Origin of the sequence: Pseudomonas lijiangensis, assembly GCF_018968705.1 — a bacterium.
GTDB lineage: Bacteria > Pseudomonadota > Gammaproteobacteria > Pseudomonadales > Pseudomonadaceae > Aquipseudomonas > Aquipseudomonas lijiangensis.
Genome location: NZ_CP076668.1, coordinates 1,938,973 through 1,954,509, shown reverse-complemented (window position 1 = coordinate 1,954,509; position 15,537 = coordinate 1,938,973). Strand labels below are relative to the sequence as shown.

Annotated in this window: 13 protein-coding genes; 9 read left to right on the top strand and 4 right to left on the bottom strand. The window is 60.3% G+C overall.

Annotated features, from left to right (window positions below):
* Positions 1 to 144 precede the first annotated feature (144 nt).
* Both ligD and ku read right to left on the bottom strand, forming a co-directional pair.
* Positions 145 to 2,670 carry a DNA ligase D gene (gene ligD / locus KQP88_RS08505; protein WP_216705387.1) on the bottom strand — a complete coding sequence of 842 codons (2,526 nt, stop codon included), beginning with the start codon at positions 2,668 to 2,670 and terminating at the stop codon, positions 145 to 147.
* A gap of 21 nt (positions 2,671 to 2,691) precedes the next feature.
* The gene (gene ku / locus KQP88_RS08500) at positions 2,692 to 3,576 is read right to left on the bottom strand and encodes a non-homologous end joining protein Ku (RefSeq protein ID WP_216705386.1); all 885 of its coding nucleotides are present in this window, start codon (positions 3,574 to 3,576) and stop codon (positions 2,692 to 2,694) included.
* Between the two features lie 358 nt (positions 3,577 to 3,934).
* Here ku and ssuD point away from each other — a divergent pair, with 358 nt between their 5' ends.
* A complete protein-coding gene (gene ssuD, locus KQP88_RS08495; RefSeq protein WP_200994039.1) occupies positions 3,935 to 5,074 on the top strand; it encodes an FMNH2-dependent alkanesulfonate monooxygenase in 1,140 nt (379 codons plus the stop codon).
* Positions 5,074 to 6,180: a sigma-54 interaction domain-containing protein gene (locus KQP88_RS08490; RefSeq protein WP_200994040.1), complete on the top strand. Its 1,107-nt coding sequence runs from the start codon at positions 5,074 to 5,076 to the stop codon at positions 6,178 to 6,180. Before ssuD ends, KQP88_RS08490 begins: the two co-directional genes overlap by 1 nt.
* Here KQP88_RS08490 and KQP88_RS08485 read toward each other — a convergent pair.
* Entirely contained in the window at positions 6,169 to 7,596 is a 1,428-nt protein-coding gene (locus KQP88_RS08485; RefSeq protein WP_216705385.1) for an FAD/NAD(P)-binding protein, read from the bottom strand. The two genes, KQP88_RS08490 and KQP88_RS08485, sit on opposite strands and share 12 nt — an antisense overlap.
* Before the next feature lie 38 nt (positions 7,597 to 7,634).
* The gene (locus tag KQP88_RS08480) at positions 7,635 to 8,204 is read right to left on the bottom strand and encodes a helix-turn-helix domain-containing protein (protein WP_216705384.1); all 570 of its coding nucleotides are present in this window, start codon (positions 8,202 to 8,204) and stop codon (positions 7,635 to 7,637) included.
* A gap of 107 nt (positions 8,205 to 8,311) precedes the next feature.
* On the opposite strand from KQP88_RS08480, the gene KQP88_RS08475 reads away from it, so the two are divergent.
* The 7 genes from KQP88_RS08475 (at position 8,312) to KQP88_RS08445 (ending at position 15,481) form a co-directional block, all read left to right on the top strand.
* Complete coding sequence (locus KQP88_RS08475; RefSeq protein WP_216705383.1) at positions 8,312 to 9,238, top strand: DMT family transporter; 927 nt, start codon at positions 8,312 to 8,314, stop codon at positions 9,236 to 9,238.
* Between the two features lie 134 nt (positions 9,239 to 9,372).
* Positions 9,373 to 12,315 (top strand): monovalent cation/H+ antiporter subunit A, encoded by a 2,943-nt coding sequence (locus KQP88_RS08470; RefSeq protein ID WP_216705382.1) that lies wholly within the window; start codon positions 9,373 to 9,375, stop codon positions 12,313 to 12,315.
* A complete protein-coding gene (locus KQP88_RS08465) occupies positions 12,315 to 12,659 on the top strand; it encodes a Na+/H+ antiporter subunit C (protein WP_007251310.1) in 345 nt (114 codons plus the stop codon). Before KQP88_RS08470 ends, KQP88_RS08465 begins: the two co-directional genes overlap by 1 nt.
* On the top strand, positions 12,656 to 14,341 hold the full coding sequence (locus KQP88_RS08460) for a monovalent cation/H+ antiporter subunit D (RefSeq protein ID WP_216705381.1): 1,686 nt from the start codon (positions 12,656 to 12,658) through the stop codon (positions 14,339 to 14,341). The genes KQP88_RS08465 and KQP88_RS08460 overlap by 4 nt, the downstream gene beginning before the upstream one ends.
* Complete coding sequence (locus KQP88_RS08455; protein WP_200994165.1) at positions 14,341 to 14,829, top strand: Na+/H+ antiporter subunit E; 489 nt, start codon at positions 14,341 to 14,343, stop codon at positions 14,827 to 14,829. The genes KQP88_RS08460 and KQP88_RS08455 overlap by 1 nt, the downstream gene beginning before the upstream one ends.
* Complete coding sequence (locus KQP88_RS08450; RefSeq protein WP_025259419.1) at positions 14,826 to 15,104, top strand: K+/H+ antiporter subunit F; 279 nt, start codon at positions 14,826 to 14,828, stop codon at positions 15,102 to 15,104. The genes KQP88_RS08455 and KQP88_RS08450 overlap by 4 nt, the downstream gene beginning before the upstream one ends.
* Positions 15,101 to 15,481, top strand: coding sequence for a Na+/H+ antiporter subunit G (locus KQP88_RS08445; RefSeq protein WP_200994046.1), 381 nt, complete (start codon positions 15,101 to 15,103; stop codon positions 15,479 to 15,481). Before KQP88_RS08450 ends, KQP88_RS08445 begins: the two co-directional genes overlap by 4 nt.
* Positions 15,482 to 15,537: the final 56 nt, after the last annotated feature.

Below are 15,537 nucleotides of genomic sequence, written 5' to 3'. Positions count from 1 at the left end.
CTTCCTGGGTCAGCTTCGAGGGTGAAGTCGGCGATGGAATGGTCGGCGGCTTGTCGTTCGCAGCGGCGCTATCGAATGCCAGAGCAGCCGCCGTTCCGGCAGCCAGAGTGAGCAGCCGCCTGCGGGTGAATCCGGTCGATGAGGTCATGGCGTTCTCCTGGTTGGTTCGGCACCCAGTTGCTTCCACATCTTTTGCGTAAGGCGCTGCCTGTTTCGATACCCCGCCCAGGGGTCGGATCCGAGCTGACGCAAACGTTGCTCAAGATTACCGATGTGCCACTGCCGGGCGGATTGCAGCCCTTCCAGTTCATCACGACTGATGGGCACCGATACCGGAAGCCCGGGCCTGGCGCGCACGGAATAAGCGGTAACCGTACTGCCGCCACGTGTATTGCGCAAATAGTCGACGAAGATCCGGCCGACACGGTTTTTCGGTCCCATCACTGCGGTAAAGCGCTCTGGCAACTGCCGACTGACGAATTCGGCGATGGCTTTGGCGAACGCCTTGACGCTGTCCCAGTCCGCCTGCCGCACCAGAGGCACGATGATGTGCATGCCTTTGCCGCCACTGGTCTTGAGAAAAGCCTCAAGTCCCAGTTCTTCAAGCACTGCCAGAAGCATTTGCGTGGCTTCGATCATGCTGCGCCAGGGCAAGGCCGGATCGGGGTCGAGGTCCAGAACCAGATGATCCGGGGTTTCGATCCGGTCATGGGTCGCGCCCAAGGTATGGAATTCGATGGCCCCCATCTGGGTGGCACCGATCAGTGCCTGCACGGTATCGATCTCCATCAGCGGGGCATGGCCGGGATCCAGGGCCGGGTCCAGTTTATGAATGTGCGGGATGACCAGCCGCTCGGCGTGCTTCTGAAAGAACTGCTCGCCTTCGACACCTTCAGGACAACGCAGCAAGGCAACCGGCCGGTTGGCCAGATGCGGCAGAATCCAGTCGGCGATGGACTCGTAGAAATGTGCCAGGTCGATTTTTTGCGCCTGGCTTTCCCGGTCGATGACCCGCTCGGGATGGCTGACACCAATACCTGCCACATTGACCTTGCCTCTGGCGTTTCTGGAAACCTTGGGTGCACTGGGCGCAGTCACCTGTTGCGGATGCTCGCGTACGATATCGCTGGCCGGTTTATCGCTGCGCAAACCGACAAATGCCGCCTGACGCAAGATGCCTTCGCGGGTCCACTGGGCGAACTCCACCTCACAGACCCGTTGCGGTTCGAGCCATTGCACATTGCGCTTCTGAGCCGAATTGAGTGGCCTGGCCAGAGGCGATGTATCGCGCTGCAAAGGCTCCAGGCGTTTGAGCAGTTGCTTGAGCAGCACCGCACTGAAGCCCGTCCCGACCCGACCGGCATACACCAGCCCCGCCTCCTCGTCATTGACCGCCAGCAGCAAGGCACCAAAACCACTGCGACTGCCCTGGGGCGCTGTATAGCCGACAATCACGAACTCCTGGCGCAGCCGACATTTGAGCTTGATCCAGTCGGCATTGCGCTTGCTGACATAAGGGCTGCCGGCCCGCTTGCCGATCACGCCCTCAAGCCCCATGGCGCTGGCACTTTCGACGATATTCCGATGCCCCACCCGAAAGGCATCGGAGTAACGCAGCAAGGTACTTTTCTGCTTGTCGAGCACCTGCCTGAGCGCTTCACGCCGCTCTTCGACAGGTCTTTCGCGCATGTCCTGCCCCTTCAGAAAGGGCGCATCGAACAGGTAATAAAGGATGTCCTGGCTGCGTCCGGTCTCGAAGGCATTCTGCAGCGCCTGAAAGTCCGGCAGGCCCTGACTGTCGAGCACCACCACTTCGCCATCGAGCCAACTGTCCTTGAGCTTCAGCGCCTTGAGGGCACTGGCCAGTTGCGGCATGCGGTCAGTCCAGTCATTGCCGTTACGACTCAGCAGCTTCACATCGCCGTCGTGGAGCCGAGCAAGAATTCGATAGCCATCGAACTTGATTTCGTAGAGCCAGTCACCTTCAGGCGGCGCCTCTACCAGGGTCGCCAGTTGCGGCGCCAGCTGTTCGGGAAAGGTGTCCTGCTTCGCGGGCCGGGGCTTCTTCGCCGTCTTTTTCTCCTTGACGGTCCGCGTCATGCCCACTTGATTGCCGCTGATTACGCTTTGCGGCTGTTCGCGAATGATGTCGTACTCGGCAGCAGGCCGGGCGACGGCATCTTTCTCCTTGATCAGCAGCCATTGCTCCTTGTCGCCGCTGCCTTTGAGGCGCGTACGCACCAGTGCCCAGTCGCCGGTCAGCTTTTCACCGATGAGGGTGAATTTGAGTTTGCCTTGCCGATAGGCCTCTTGCGGATCGCCATGGGGTTGCCAGACGCCACGATCCCAGACAATCACGTCACCGCCACCATATTGCCCCTTGGGAATACTGCCCTCGAAGCTGGCGTAGCCCAGGGGATGATCTTCCACATGAACCGCCAGACGTTTCTGCGTCGGGTCCAGGCTCGGCCCCTTGGGAACCGCCCAGCTTTTGAGAGTGCCGCCGAGCTCCAGGCGAAAGTCGTAATGCAGGTTGCGCGCATCGTGTTTCTGAATCACAAAACTCAACGCACGGGTATGCGCCTTGCCTTTCTTTTCCGACGTTTCAGCAGGCTCGGAAGTGATTTCAAAGTTGCGCTTGCGGGTGTATTCACTGACGGACTTGGCCATGATCAGTTATCTCCGGAGCGCTCAGGAAGCCTTGCTGGTTTTCCTGGTCGCTGGACGCTGTTTGGCTGGCGGCCGGGGTTTGCCTTTGCTGGCCGGCTTGCTGCTCTTCGCGGTGCTCTTGCCTGCCAGGCTGCGCCTGAGCAGATCGGTCAGGTCGATGACATCGGCGCTCTGGCGTTCGTCTTCGCCGCTATCGGTGCCCACATTTTCAATACTGCCTTCCCGCGCCTTGGTTTCGACCAGGTGCATGATCTTTTCCTGAAAGGTGTCGCGGTACTCGTCGGGCTGCCACTCGGCGCTCATGTCCTTGACCAGACGCTTGGCCATGTCACGTTCGCTCTTGGTCAGGGAAACCTCCGTCACCTCTTCGGTCAGTTCGAGCTCGTCGAGCCCTCGCACATCAGCCGGCCAGCGCAGAATCACCAGCACCAATGCTGACTCCAGAGGCATGACGGCAGCCAGATGTTCACGGGTGTGAAGCACTACATTGGCCAAGGCCACCTTTTGGGTGTCCTTCAGGGTTTCGCGTAGCAGGGCATAGACCTTGCCGCCCCGTTTGTCCGGGGCCAGGTAATAAGGTGTGTCGATGTTCTGCAAAGGAATCTGCTGGCTATCGACGAAACCGAAAATCTCGATGGTCTGTGTCGCTCGCGGGTGAGCAGAGCGAATTTCCTCTTCGCTGAGTACGACATAGCGATCCTTCTCATACTCCACACCCTTGACGATGTTGGGGCTCTTCACCTCCTTGCCCGTGACCTTGTTGATCCGCTTATAGCCAACCGGGTCCATGCTGCGCTTGTCGAGCCAGTCGAAATCGACACCCTGGGACGAAGTCGCCGATACCAGCGCCACCGGAATATGCACCAGCCCGAAACTGATCGCTCCTTTCCATATTGCCCTTGCCATTGCCTGTCTCCCGTTGCTCATCGTAAAAAATGACAGGGCTGCGCAGGCAAAAGTTTCGACTCAGTGACGGGCGTATGGGTTGAGTTTCCGTGGGAGCGAATTCATTCGCGAAGAGCCAGTGAACCCAAAGAAAATCTGTCGTCTTCAATGACGCCTCGCGAATGCTGTTTGCTGCCTCACAAACAGCTCGCCCCTTCATATTCAATAAAGCTATAAAAATATAGATTTCAGTTCTTTTACGGAATAAATCGCAGCCTTTATAACTGGCACCACTCCCGCGCTGTGAGCCAACTGTCTGCGAGGCAACAGTAGGTGCTGTCCAGCTATCAACACTGCCTGATCTTCCCAAGGAATTGTCATGAACGTTTTCTGGTTTCTTCCCACCCACGGCGATGGTCATTTTCTGGGTACGACCAAAGGCGCACGCCCGGTCACTCTCAACTACCTGAAGCAGGTGGCGCAGGCTGCCGATGATCTGGGCTATCACGGTGTGTTGATTCCTACCGGCCGTTCCTGCGAAGACTCCTGGGTCATTGCTTCGGCGCTGGTGCCGCTGACCGAGCGCCTGAAATTTCTGGTGGCGATTCGTCCGGGGATCATTTCACCGACGGTTTCGGCACGCATGGCCGCGACCCTGGACCGCCTATCAGGTGGCCGTTTGCTGATCAACGTGGTCACCGGTGGCGACCCGGATGAGAACCGTGGTGATGGCAGCTTCCTCGATCACAGCGAACGTTACGAAGTCAGCGACGAGTTCCTGAAAATCTGGCGTCGCGTGTTGCAAGGCGAATCCGTGGATTTCGAGGGCAAGCATCTGCGTGTGCAGAATGCCAAGGCGCTGTATCCACCGATCCAGAAACCTTATCCGCCGCTGTACTTTGGTGGTTCTTCCGACGCGGCCCATGACCTGGCCGCCGATCAGGTGGATGTCTACCTGACCTGGGGTGAGCCGCCTGCCGCCGTGGCCGAAAAACTGGCCGATGTCCGCGAGCGCGCTGCGCGCAAGGGCCGTACCGTCAAATTCGGTATCCGTCTGCATGTGATCGTGCGTGAAACCAGCGAAGAAGCCTGGAAAGCCGCGAGCAGCCTGATCGAACACATCAGCGACGAAACCATCGCCGCCGCACAGAAATCCTTCTCCCGCTTCGACTCCGAAGGTCAGCGTCGCATGGCTGCATTGCATGATGGTCGTCGCGACAACCTGGAAATCGCTCCAAACCTTTGGGCCGGCGTCGGTCTGGTGCGCGGTGGTGCAGGTACGGCATTGGTGGGCAACCCGCAGGAAGTGGCGGCACGCATCAAGGAATATGCGGACCTGGGCATCGAGAGCTTTATCTTCTCCGGCTACCCGCACCTGGAAGAAGCCTACCGCTTCGCCGAGCTGGTGTTCCCGCTGCTGCCTGAACCTTACGCCAGCCTCGCAGGTCGCGGCATCACCAACCTCACCGGCCCCTTTGGCGAAATGATCGCCAATGATCTGCCACCGCAGGCCAAGTGATGGCTGTGCAACTGCTGACCTTGCCGCCCTCGCCGGCCCTGGCGACTTCGATCCGGGCCACGGCCCAGGTTTTCGAGGACCCCAAATCCCGAGACTTGCTGGCCCATGTCCAGCAAGTGGCGCCCAGCGATGCCAGTGTGCTGATCATCGGGGAAACCGGTACCGGCAAGGAACTGGTTGCACGGCATATCCATGAACTCAGTCATCGCCGCGACAAACCTTTCGTGGCGGTCAACTGCGGCGCATTCTCCGAATCCCTGATCGAGGCCGAACTGTTCGGCCACGAGAAAGGTGCCTTTACCGGTGCCTTGAGCGCCAAGTCCGGCTGGTTTGAAGAGGCCGATGGCGGCACGCTGTTTCTGGATGAAATCGGCGATCTGTCCATGCCTCTGCAGGTCAAGTTGCTGCGTGTGTTGCAGGAGCGCGAGGTGGTGCGCCTGGGCTCACGCAAGAGCATTCCCATCAATGTGCGGGTGCTGGCCGCGACCAACGTGCAACTGGAAAAAGCCATCAATGCCGGACATTTCCGCGAGGATCTGTATTACCGGCTGGACGTGGTCAATCTGGAGTTGAGCCCGCTGCGCGAGCGGCCGGGCGATATTCTGCCGCTGGCCCGACACTTCATCGATATCTACAGCCAGCGCCTGAACTACGGCCCGATACGCATCAGTGCCGAAGCCGAACTGAAGCTCAAGAGCTACAGCTGGCCGGGCAATATTCGCGAACTGGAAAACGTTATCCACCACACCTTGCTGGTCTGCCGTAACGGGGTTATCCAGCATGAAGACCTGCGCCTCTCGAACCTGAGGATAGAGCGCCAGGAAGAATCGCCAAGGGGCGATGAGTCGGCGGAAGAACTGCTCAAACGCGCCTTTCAAAAGCTGTTTGAAGAACAGGCCGGTGCCCTGCATGAGAAAGTCGAAGATGCCCTGCTAAGGGCGGCTTATCGCTTCTGCCATCACAATCAGGTACACACTGCCAACCTGCTGGGCCTGACCCGCAATGTCACACGGGCGCACCTGATTCGCATCGGCGAACTGGCCGTCAACAAACGCCGCCCCGGTGAAAACCTGCAAGGCGAGCAGATGCTGCACCTATCGGTCTGAGAGCAAGGCGGTCAGGCGCAGGGCCAGTGCCTTGGACTGGATCGCCACATCGGTCACCGCAGTACTTTCCCACCACATGCCCCGCAGCGGCGGGCCCATGGCAAACAGACACTGTGAACGACGCCCTTTGGCATCGAGAACCGCTCCATCGAGATCGGCGGCAATCCCCAACGCCAGAGGCCCTGGCTGAATCAGGCCGCGTGCCAACAGTTGGCGTGGCAACGGGCGATCGACCCTGCGCCAGTCGTATTCGATACCCGTGGAGTTGATCAGGGCATCTCCGGGAACCAGTGACGACTGGCTCTGACCACGATGCCGGATCTGAATGTGTACCCGTCCCTGAGGCTCGGACTTCACACCTTGCAAGGAGGCCGCCTGAATCGTCAGCCGCCCCTGTTGCACCAGCTCCGCAAGCAGCGCAGCACTGGGCGGTGGCGAACGATGGTGATGGCTTTCCCACCAGGGCCGGACGTGCCTGACGAACTGACGACGCTGACGATCCGAAGCCTGGTTCCACAAGCGACCGATATTGGCCCGCACCGTATCCAGAGGGGCTTGCCAGTCGATACCGCTCTCGATGGCCAGTTCACACTGTTCGCGCACCTTGCGTACCAATTGCCGGGTGCTGCGGATGCTGTGGTCCTGGCCGAGGAAGTCCGCCCACTCCGGCGGCTGACGGCGGACATGAGGCAGCAGGCCATGACGGGAAAACACCCGGATGGGGCCACGATGCCCGGACTGCTGCAAGGACACCACAGCATCGACCATGGTCAGCCCGGAACCGATGATCAGCACGGTGGACTGCGGATCCAGCCGACGCATGACCTCGACGTTCCAGGGATCGAGCGCTGCCGCATTGAGGCCATTGGAATGATGCTGCGGCGTACGTGAAGCCGCGTACATTCCCGTGGCCAGCACCGCGAAACGGCCCTGCAACCCGGTCCCGTCGGCCAGGGTGACAGCGACACCCGACTCGTTGGTCAGCAGATCCACCGCTTCCCCGTGAACATGCTCGACACTGGAGCCGTGAACCTGCCCGACCGCCTGAGCCTCCCGCAGACGTTGCTGCACATACAGGCCGAAGACGCCACGTGGCGGAAACAGCACCGACACCGGCACCGATTGCTCCCTGGACTCAGGCCAGCCGCCATCGGCCAGATACTGGGTCAACCACTGGGTCAGGTCATCAGGGTGATCGGGATCAGCACTCATCCGGGCAGCATTGCCATTGAGGGTATGTCCCGGCTCAGTGGCGCTGTAGGCTTCTCCCCTGCCCAGCTCGGCCCGGGGCTCGACGATCAGGATGCGTCGCATGCCGGGCTGGCGCAGCAACTGGACTGCGAGCATGGTGCCACTCAGGCCACCGCCGATGATCAGGACATCGGCTACGGCAGGCAGGGTCTTGTCATCACGCATCGAACATCGCCTCGGGCTGGTTGCAGGGAAGTCTGTGTTTACAGCACCACATTGCGTACAAAACGCAGGGTAATCTCACCTTCATTGCGATACGTGTGTGGCTGGTTGCTGGGGAACATGAAGAATTCGCCGGGACCGATCCGATGCTGCCTGTCACGCTCGACCAGGCTTATGGTCAGATGCCCTTCGACGACATAGACCTGCTCGCTCCAGCCTTCAGGATCGGCCTCGGATGCATAGACATCCCCGGGCTCGAGGGTGAACTCCCACAACTCGACCTCGCGTCGGGCAAGGGCCTTGGCCAGCAGCACGGCCTTGCTGCCCGGCTGTGTACCTTCCCAGGCCAGTTCGTTGATACGGCTGTGATCCGCCAGCTCGGGGGCCTGGATCAAGTCACTGAAAGCCACTTCCAGTGCCTCGGCCACCCGGTCCAGGGTCGCCAGGCTGACATTCTTCTCGCCCGCCTCAATAGCCACCAGCATGCGGCGGCTGACGCCGGACTTTTCCGCCAGAGCGCTCTGGCTCAGCCCCGCGCCATTGCGCAGGCGGCGGACGTTGTGGCTGACATGCTGCAGCACAGGGGCACGCTGGGAATTTTCTTTGTGCACGATATTGCTCACCTGAACCCTTTGCGCATTATACTGCCCACATTTTGCGACGCATTGTGTGTTGCGTGTCCCATTGCATGCAAGGCTTTAAAGCCCGGAAAACCGTCATGACCTCCATTCGCCGGGTACCGCGCGTCAGCAAGGCTGAAGCGGTATTGATCCTGATCACTGTCCTGTGGGGCGGCACATTCCTGCTGGTCCAGCACGCGCTCACCGTCAGCGGCCCGATGTTTTTCGTGGGTCTGCGTTTCGCAGCGGCGGCCTGCATCGTAGCGCTGTTTTCGATGAAAATAATGCGCGACCTGACCTTGCTTGAACTCAGGGCCGGCATATTCATAGGCATTTCGATCATGCTCGGCTACGGATTGCAGACCATCGGCCTGCAAACCATCCCCAGCAGCCAGTCGGCGTTCATCACCGCATTGTATGTCCCTTGTGTGCCGTTGTTGCAATGGCTGGTGCTGGGACGTCGTCCCGGCCTGATGCCCAGCCTGGGAATTGCCCTGGCCTTCAGCGGCCTGATGCTGCTGTCAGGACCGGAAGGCGCCTCGCTGCAATTCAGCCCTGGAGAAGTTGCCACCATTATCAGCGCCGTGGCGATCGCTGCCGAAATCATCATGATCGGCGCCTATGCGGGCAAGGTCGATGTGCGACGAGTCACCGTCGTGCAACTGGCAACCGCCTCGATACTGGCGTTCCTGATGATCGTCCCCACCGGCGAGAGCCTGCCGGGCTTCTCCTGGCTTCTGGTCATCAGTGCCGTGGGCCTGGGCGCCATGAGCGCAATCATCCAGGTCGCCATGAACTGGGCACAGAAAAGCGTCTCCCCGACCCGCGCCACCGTTATCTATGCAGGCGAACCGGTCTGGGCCGGCATTGCCGGACGGCTGGCAGGTGAGCGTTTACCGGGTATCGCACTGCTGGGCGCGGCGCTGATTGTCGCGGGCGTGATCGTCAGTGAAATGAAAGTGCGGGCCAAGGCTCAAGCGCTGAAAGAGGAACAGGAAGAGGGCATACAGCGGCTGGATCAATAACTCCAGCTCCGCATCCCGTAAGGCTCTCAGGTTTAAAACAGACACTTCTTGTAGGAAATTCCTGCAGACTCGCGTTTGGAGATGCGACGTCTGGCACGTATGATGCTTGACATTTCCCTGCAGATTAGAAGCCTATGTCTCTGATAGTTCTACTGCTTCTGCCTTTCATCGGCAGCTGTCTGGCGGCACTTTTGCCGCACAACGCGCGTAACGCCGAATCCCTGCTCGCGGGCATGATCGCTCTGATCGGTGCCGTGCAGGTGGCGTTGTGGTTTCCGCAGATCGCCGACGGCGGTGTGATTCGTGAAGAATATTTCTGGCTGCCCAGCCTGGGACTGAATTTCGTCCTGCGCATGGACGGATTTGCCTGGATGTTTTCGATGATGGTGCTGGGCATCGGCACGCTGGTGTCCTTGTATGCCCGTTATTACATGTCACCGGACGATCCTGTTCCGCGTTTCTTTGCCTTCTTTCTGGCGTTCATGGGCGCCATGCTGGGGCTGGTGATCTCCGGCAACCTGATCCAGATCGTGTTTTTCTGGGAACTGACCAGCGTCTTTTCCTTCCTGCTGATCGGCTACTGGCACCACCGCAATGACGCCCGACGCGGTGCCTATATGGCGCTGATGGTCACGGGTGCCGGTGGGCTGGCGTTGCTGGTGGGCGTCCTGATGCTCGGGCATGTGGTAGGCAGTTATGACCTGGACCGCGTGCTGGCCTCGGGCGACGCGATCCGCGCCCATGCGCTGTACCCGGTGTTATTGACCCTGATCCTGATCGGCGCCTTGAGCAAGAGCGCACAGTTTCCGTTCCACTTCTGGCTACCTCATGCCATGGCCGCGCCGACGCCGGTCTCGGCTTATCTGCACTCGGCGACCATGGTCAAGGCCGGAGTGTTTCTGCTTGCACGCCTGTGGCCTTCGCTGTCCGGCACTGAACAGTGGTTCTGGATCGTCAGCGGGGCCGGAGCCTGCACGCTGGTGCTAGGCGCCTACTCAGCCATTTTCCAGAATGACCTCAAAGGCCTGCTGGCTTACTCGACCATCAGCCATCTGGGCCTGATCACTCTGCTGCTGGGCCTCAACAGCCCGCTGGCAGCCGTTGCGGCTGTGTTCCACATTCTCAACCACGCGACTTTCAAAGCCTCGTTGTTCATGGCGGCAGGGATCATCGACCACGAAAGCGGGACCCGGGATATCCGGCGTCTCAGCGGCCTGATAAAACTGATCCCCTACACCGCGACCCTGGCCATGGTTGCCAGCGCTTCGATGGCCGGGGTGCCGCTGCTCAACGGCTTCCTGTCCAAGGAAATGTTCTTCGCCGAAACCGTGTTCATTTCCGCCACCGCCTGGGTGGAAATGGCGCTGCCCATCATCGCGACCATTGCCGGGGCCTTCAGCGTCGCCTACTCCCTGCGCTTTACCGTGGATGTGTTTTTCGGCCCGGCAGCAAAAGACCTTCCCCTGCTCCCACACGAGCCGCCACGCTGGATGCGTGCCCCGGTAGAGTTGCTGGTGATGGCCTGTCTGGTGGTCGGTATTTTCCCGGCTCAATCGGTCGCACCACTGCTGGCCGCGGCTGCACAACCGGTGGTGGGCGACACGCTGCCCGAGTACAGCCTGGCAATCTGGCATGGCTGGAACGCGCCGATGATCATGAGCCTGATCGCCATGGCTGGCGGCATCGTGTTGTATCTGCTGCTGCGCAAGTCGTTCCGCCAGGAACGCTTTGTCGGCCCGCCACTGGTATCGCGACTCAACGGCAAGCTGTTTTTCGAGCGTTGCCAGGTGATCATGATGCACTGGGCCCGACGCTTCGAACGTCTGGTCAGCACCCGTCGCCTGCAGCCGCAATTGTTCATGCTGGTCCTGACGGCGACGCTGCTGGGCTTTATCCCGATGTACTTCAGCGGCCTGACCTGGGGTGACCGACCGAAGATTCCGGGCTCCGGGGTATTTGTAACCCTGTGGCTGATCGCGATTGCCTGCGCCCTCGGAGCCGCATGGCAAGGCAAGTATCACCGTCTGGCTGCACTGATCATGGTCAGCGTCTGCGGCCTGATGACCTGTATCACCTTTGTCTGGTTCTCGGCACCGGATCTGGCGCTGACCCAACTGGTGGTCGAAGTGGTGACCACCGTGCTGATTCTGCTGGGCCTGCGCTGGATGCCACGACGTAACGAAGATGTCGCGCCATCGGTCAGCAACCGCCTCAACGCCCGCACCCGACGCATTCGTGACCTGACACTGTCTGCACTGGTCGGCATCGGCATGGCCCTGCTGTCCTATGCCATGCTGACCCGCCAGACCCCCAACGCCATTTCTTCGTTCTACCTGAGCCGGGCATTGCCCGAAGGTGGCGGTACCAACGTGGTCAACGTGATGCTGGTGGATTTCCGGGGCTTCGATACCTTCGGTGAAATCACGGTACTGGCCGCCGTGGCCCTGACAGTATTCGCCTTGCTGCGCCGTTTCCGCCCCCCCAGGGAAAGCATCGCCCTGCCCGCCCAGCAACGCCTGCTGGCCCGTGATGTGGTCACTGACCTGATCAACCCGCGCAGTGCAAGCGATACGGCACTGGGTTTCATGATGGTGCCGGCTGCGCTCGTGCGTCTGCTGCTGCCCATCGCATTCATGGTTTCGATGTACCTGTTCATGCGCGGCCATAACCAGCCGGGCGGCGGGTTCGTCGCCGGCCTGGTGATGTCCGTGGCGTTCATCCTGCAATACATGGTTGCCGGAACTCAGTGGGTCGAGGCGCAGATGAGCCTGCGACCTCTGCGCTGGATGGGCACCGGTCTGCTGTGCGCTGTCATCACCGGCCTGGTTTCCATGGCTCTGGGGTATCCGTTCATGACCACCCATACCGCGCATCTGGACCTGCCGATACTCGGTGAAGTCCATTTTGCCAGCGCCCTGTTCTTCGATGTGGGCGTCTATGCCGTGGTCGTCGGCTCGACCCTGTTGATCCTCACCGCACTGGCCCACCAGTCGGTTCGCAGCCATCGACCAACCCAGTTGCCGAAACCGATTGTCCGCCCTGCGGCCGAATCCGCGACTACACAAGGAGCCGTCTGATGGAAGAAGTCATCGCAGTCGCCATTGGCGTTCTCGCTGCATCCGGTGTCTGGCTGATACTGCGCCCGCGTACCTTTCAGGTAGTGATGGGGCTGTGTCTGCTGTCCTATGGCGTGAACCTGTTCATTTTCAGCATGGGCAGCCTGTTCATCGGCAAGGAACCCATCATCAAGGACGGCATTCCTCAGGACCTGCTCAATTACACCGACCCCCTGCCCCAGGCGCTGGTCCTGACCGCAATCGTCATCAGCTTCGCCATGACCGCACTGTTCCTGGTCGTGCTGCTGGCGTCCCGCGGCCTGACCGGCACTGACCATGTGGATGGCAGGGAGCCCAAGGCATGAGCGGGATGAACCAACTGATTGTTGCTCCCATCCTGCTGCCGCTGGTGACCGCCGGGCTGATGCTCTGGCTGGGTGAAAAACACAGGCCGCTCAAGGGCCGCATCAACCTGCTGTCGAGCATGCTCGGGCTGGCGATTTCCATCACATTGCTGTTGTGGGTCCAGAAGAGCGGCACCACGGGCACCATCGGTGTGTATCTGCCGGGTAACTGGGAAGTGCCGTTCGGTATCGTGCTGGTGGTGGATCACCTGTCTGCCCTGATGCTGGTACTGACCGGCATCATCGCCGTGTGTGCGCTGCTGTTCGCACTGGCCCGCTGGGACCGGGCAGGCGCCAGCTTCCATGCCTTGTTCCAGATTCAGTTGATGGGCCTGTATGGCGCCTTCCTGACCGCCGACCTGTTCAACCTGTTCGTGTTCTTCGAGGTCTTGCTGGCGGCTTCCTATGGCCTGATGCTGCACGGCTCCGGGCGTGCCCGGGTGTCGGCAGGCCTGCATTACATCTCGATCAACCTGCTGGCCTCGTCGCTGTTCCTGATTGGCGCCGCATTGATCTACGGCGTGACGGGCACCCTCAATCTGGCAGATCTGGCGATCAAGATTCCTCAGGTTCCGGAATCCGACCTCGGCCTGCTGCATGCGGGCGCAGCGATTCTGGCTACCGCATTTCTGGCCAAGGCCGGCATGTGGCCGCTGAACTTCTGGCTGGTGCCCGCTTACTCGGCAGCCAGTGCGCCGGTTGCGGCCATGTTCGCCATCATGACCAAGGTCGGCATCTACACCCTGCTGCGCCTGTGGACGCTGCTGTTCTCCGAACAGGCAGGGCCTTCGGCCTTCTTCGGCGGGGACTGGCTGATCTATGGTGGCATGGCAACCATCGTCACCGCAGCCGTCGCGATTATCGCCGCCCAGCGCCTGGAGCGTCTGGCCAGCCTGAGCATTCTGGTATCGGCGGGCATCCTGCTGGCGGCCATCGGTTTCGCTCAGCCGAGCCTGACTTCGGGTGCGCTGTTCTATCTGGTCAGCTCGACCCTGGCGCTGAGTGCGATGTTCCTGCTGGGTGAACTGATCGAGCGCTCACGCTCCTCCAACGAGATTCCCCTGGAAGAGGATGCAGACCAGTTGCCGCGTAATATGGAATCCCTGCATCCGCCACCGGGCACCAACCTGGACGACGAGCAGAAAGCCGTGGTCGGTCAGGTCATTCCCATGACCATGGCTTTTCTGGGCTTGAGCTTCGTGGCCTGCGCCCTGCTGATCATCGGCATGCCGCCGCTCTCGGGCTTCATCGGCAAGCTGACCCTGCTCAGCGCGCTGCTCAACCCGTTGGGGCTGGACGTGGCAAAGGACAAAGCCATTTCCACTCAAGGCTGGATGTTGATCGGCCTGCTGATCTTCTCGGGTCTGGCTTCGCTGATTGCCTTTTCCCGCCTCGGCATCCAGCGCTTCTGGACGCCGCTGGAAAGCCCTTCACCGCTGCTGCGCCGCAATGAGTGCCTGCCCATCATTATTCTGCTGGGTCTGTGCATTGCCCTGACGATCAAGGCAGAACCGCTGTTGCGCTACACACAGGATACCGCTGCCGCCTTGCATACGCCCACGCAGTACGTGCAATCGGTCATGGCCACACGCCCCGTGCCAGGACCGACCAGCCCCAAAGACGTCTCGCAGGTGCAGCCATGATGAGATTTTTCTTCCCCGCCCCATGGTTTTCACTGGCGCTGTGGGTGTTATGGCTGGTGCTGAACCTTTCCATCAGCCCCGGCACCGTGTTGCTGGGTGCGATATTCGGTTTTCTGGCTCCACTGCTCATGGCGCCCCTGCGACCAACCCCGGTGCGCATTCGCAAACCCGGCACGATCCTGAAGTTTTTCCTGCGGGTGGGCTACGACACCGTGATCTCGAACCTGCAGATATTCATGTCGGTCTGGAACCTCAAACGTCGTCCGCCACGCTCGGCATTCGTCAAGGTGCCATTGGACCTGCGCGACCCCAGCGGCCTTGCCGCACTGGCGATGGTCACGACCGTGGTGCCCGGCACCGTCTGGTCTGAACTGGCGCTGGACCGCAGCATTCTGCTGATGCATGTGTTCGATCTGGAAGATGAAGCGCAATTCATCGAGCACTTCAAGACAGCCTATGAGCGACCCTTGATGGAGATTTTCGAATGACTGCACTGCTCGACAATGCCATTCTGCTCAGCCTGCTCATATTTGCCTTGGCGATGGTGATTACCCTGATTCGTCTGTTCAGGGGACCGTCGGCACAGGATCGCGTACTGGCTCTGGATTACCTGTACGTCATTGCCATGCTGATGATGCTGGTGCTGGGCATACGCTATGCCAGCGACACCTATTTCGAGGCAGCCCTGCTGATCGCCCTGTTCGGTTTCGTCGGCTCCTTTGCCCTGGCCAAATTCCTGCTGCGCGGAGAGGTGATCGAATGAATTCGCTACAGACCCTTCCCTTCTGGGTGCAGGTCATTACCTCGTTGTTGCTGGTTACCAGCAGTGTGTTCGTCTTGACCGGCGCCTTGGGCCTGTTGCGCCTGAAGACCTTTTTTCAGCGCATGCACCCACCGGCCCTGGCCTCCACACTGGGAGCCTGGCTCGTTGCACTGGCTTCGATCATTTATTTCTCGGCACTGAAATCAGGACCGGTGATTCACGCCTGGCTGATTCCAGTCCTGCTGTCGATCACCGTGCCGGTCACCACGCTGCTGCTGGCGCGTACCGGACTGTTCCGCAAGCGCATGGCCGGGGATAACGATGTTCCGCCGGAAGTCAGTGGCGATCGTCCCGCACGAGACTCAGTGGAAAACTGAAACGTCATTGATCACTTCGCGGGCGGCCCTGCTCGCGAAGACTTGCAGTCAGGCTT

Bases quoted from the DNA above. Each gene is read 5' to 3' on its own strand.
- ligD (WP_216705387.1), bottom strand. From the start codon at position 2,670: ATGGCCAAGTCCGTCAGTGAATACACCCGCAAGCGCAACTTTGAAATC.
- ku (WP_216705386.1), bottom strand. From the start codon at position 3,576: ATGGCAAGGGCAATATGGAAAGGAGCGATCAGTTTCGGGCTGGTGCAT.
- ssuD (WP_200994039.1), top strand. From the start codon at position 3,935: ATGAACGTTTTCTGGTTTCTTCCCACCCACGGCGATGGTCATTTTCTG.
- KQP88_RS08490 (WP_200994040.1), top strand. From the start codon at position 5,074: ATGGCTGTGCAACTGCTGACCTTGCCGCCCTCGCCGGCCCTGGCGACT.
- KQP88_RS08485 (WP_216705385.1), bottom strand. From the start codon at position 7,596: ATGCGTGATGACAAGACCCTGCCTGCCGTAGCCGATGTCCTGATCATC.
- KQP88_RS08475 (WP_216705383.1), top strand. From the start codon at position 8,312: ATGACCTCCATTCGCCGGGTACCGCGCGTCAGCAAGGCTGAAGCGGTA.
- KQP88_RS08470 (WP_216705382.1), top strand. From the start codon at position 9,373: ATGTCTCTGATAGTTCTACTGCTTCTGCCTTTCATCGGCAGCTGTCTG.
- KQP88_RS08465 (WP_007251310.1), top strand. From the start codon at position 12,315: ATGGAAGAAGTCATCGCAGTCGCCATTGGCGTTCTCGCTGCATCCGGT.
- KQP88_RS08460 (WP_216705381.1), top strand. From the start codon at position 12,656: ATGAGCGGGATGAACCAACTGATTGTTGCTCCCATCCTGCTGCCGCTG.
- KQP88_RS08455 (WP_200994165.1), top strand. From the start codon at position 14,341: ATGAGATTTTTCTTCCCCGCCCCATGGTTTTCACTGGCGCTGTGGGTG.
- KQP88_RS08450 (WP_025259419.1), top strand. From the start codon at position 14,826: ATGACTGCACTGCTCGACAATGCCATTCTGCTCAGCCTGCTCATATTT.
- KQP88_RS08445 (WP_200994046.1), top strand. From the start codon at position 15,101: ATGAATTCGCTACAGACCCTTCCCTTCTGGGTGCAGGTCATTACCTCG.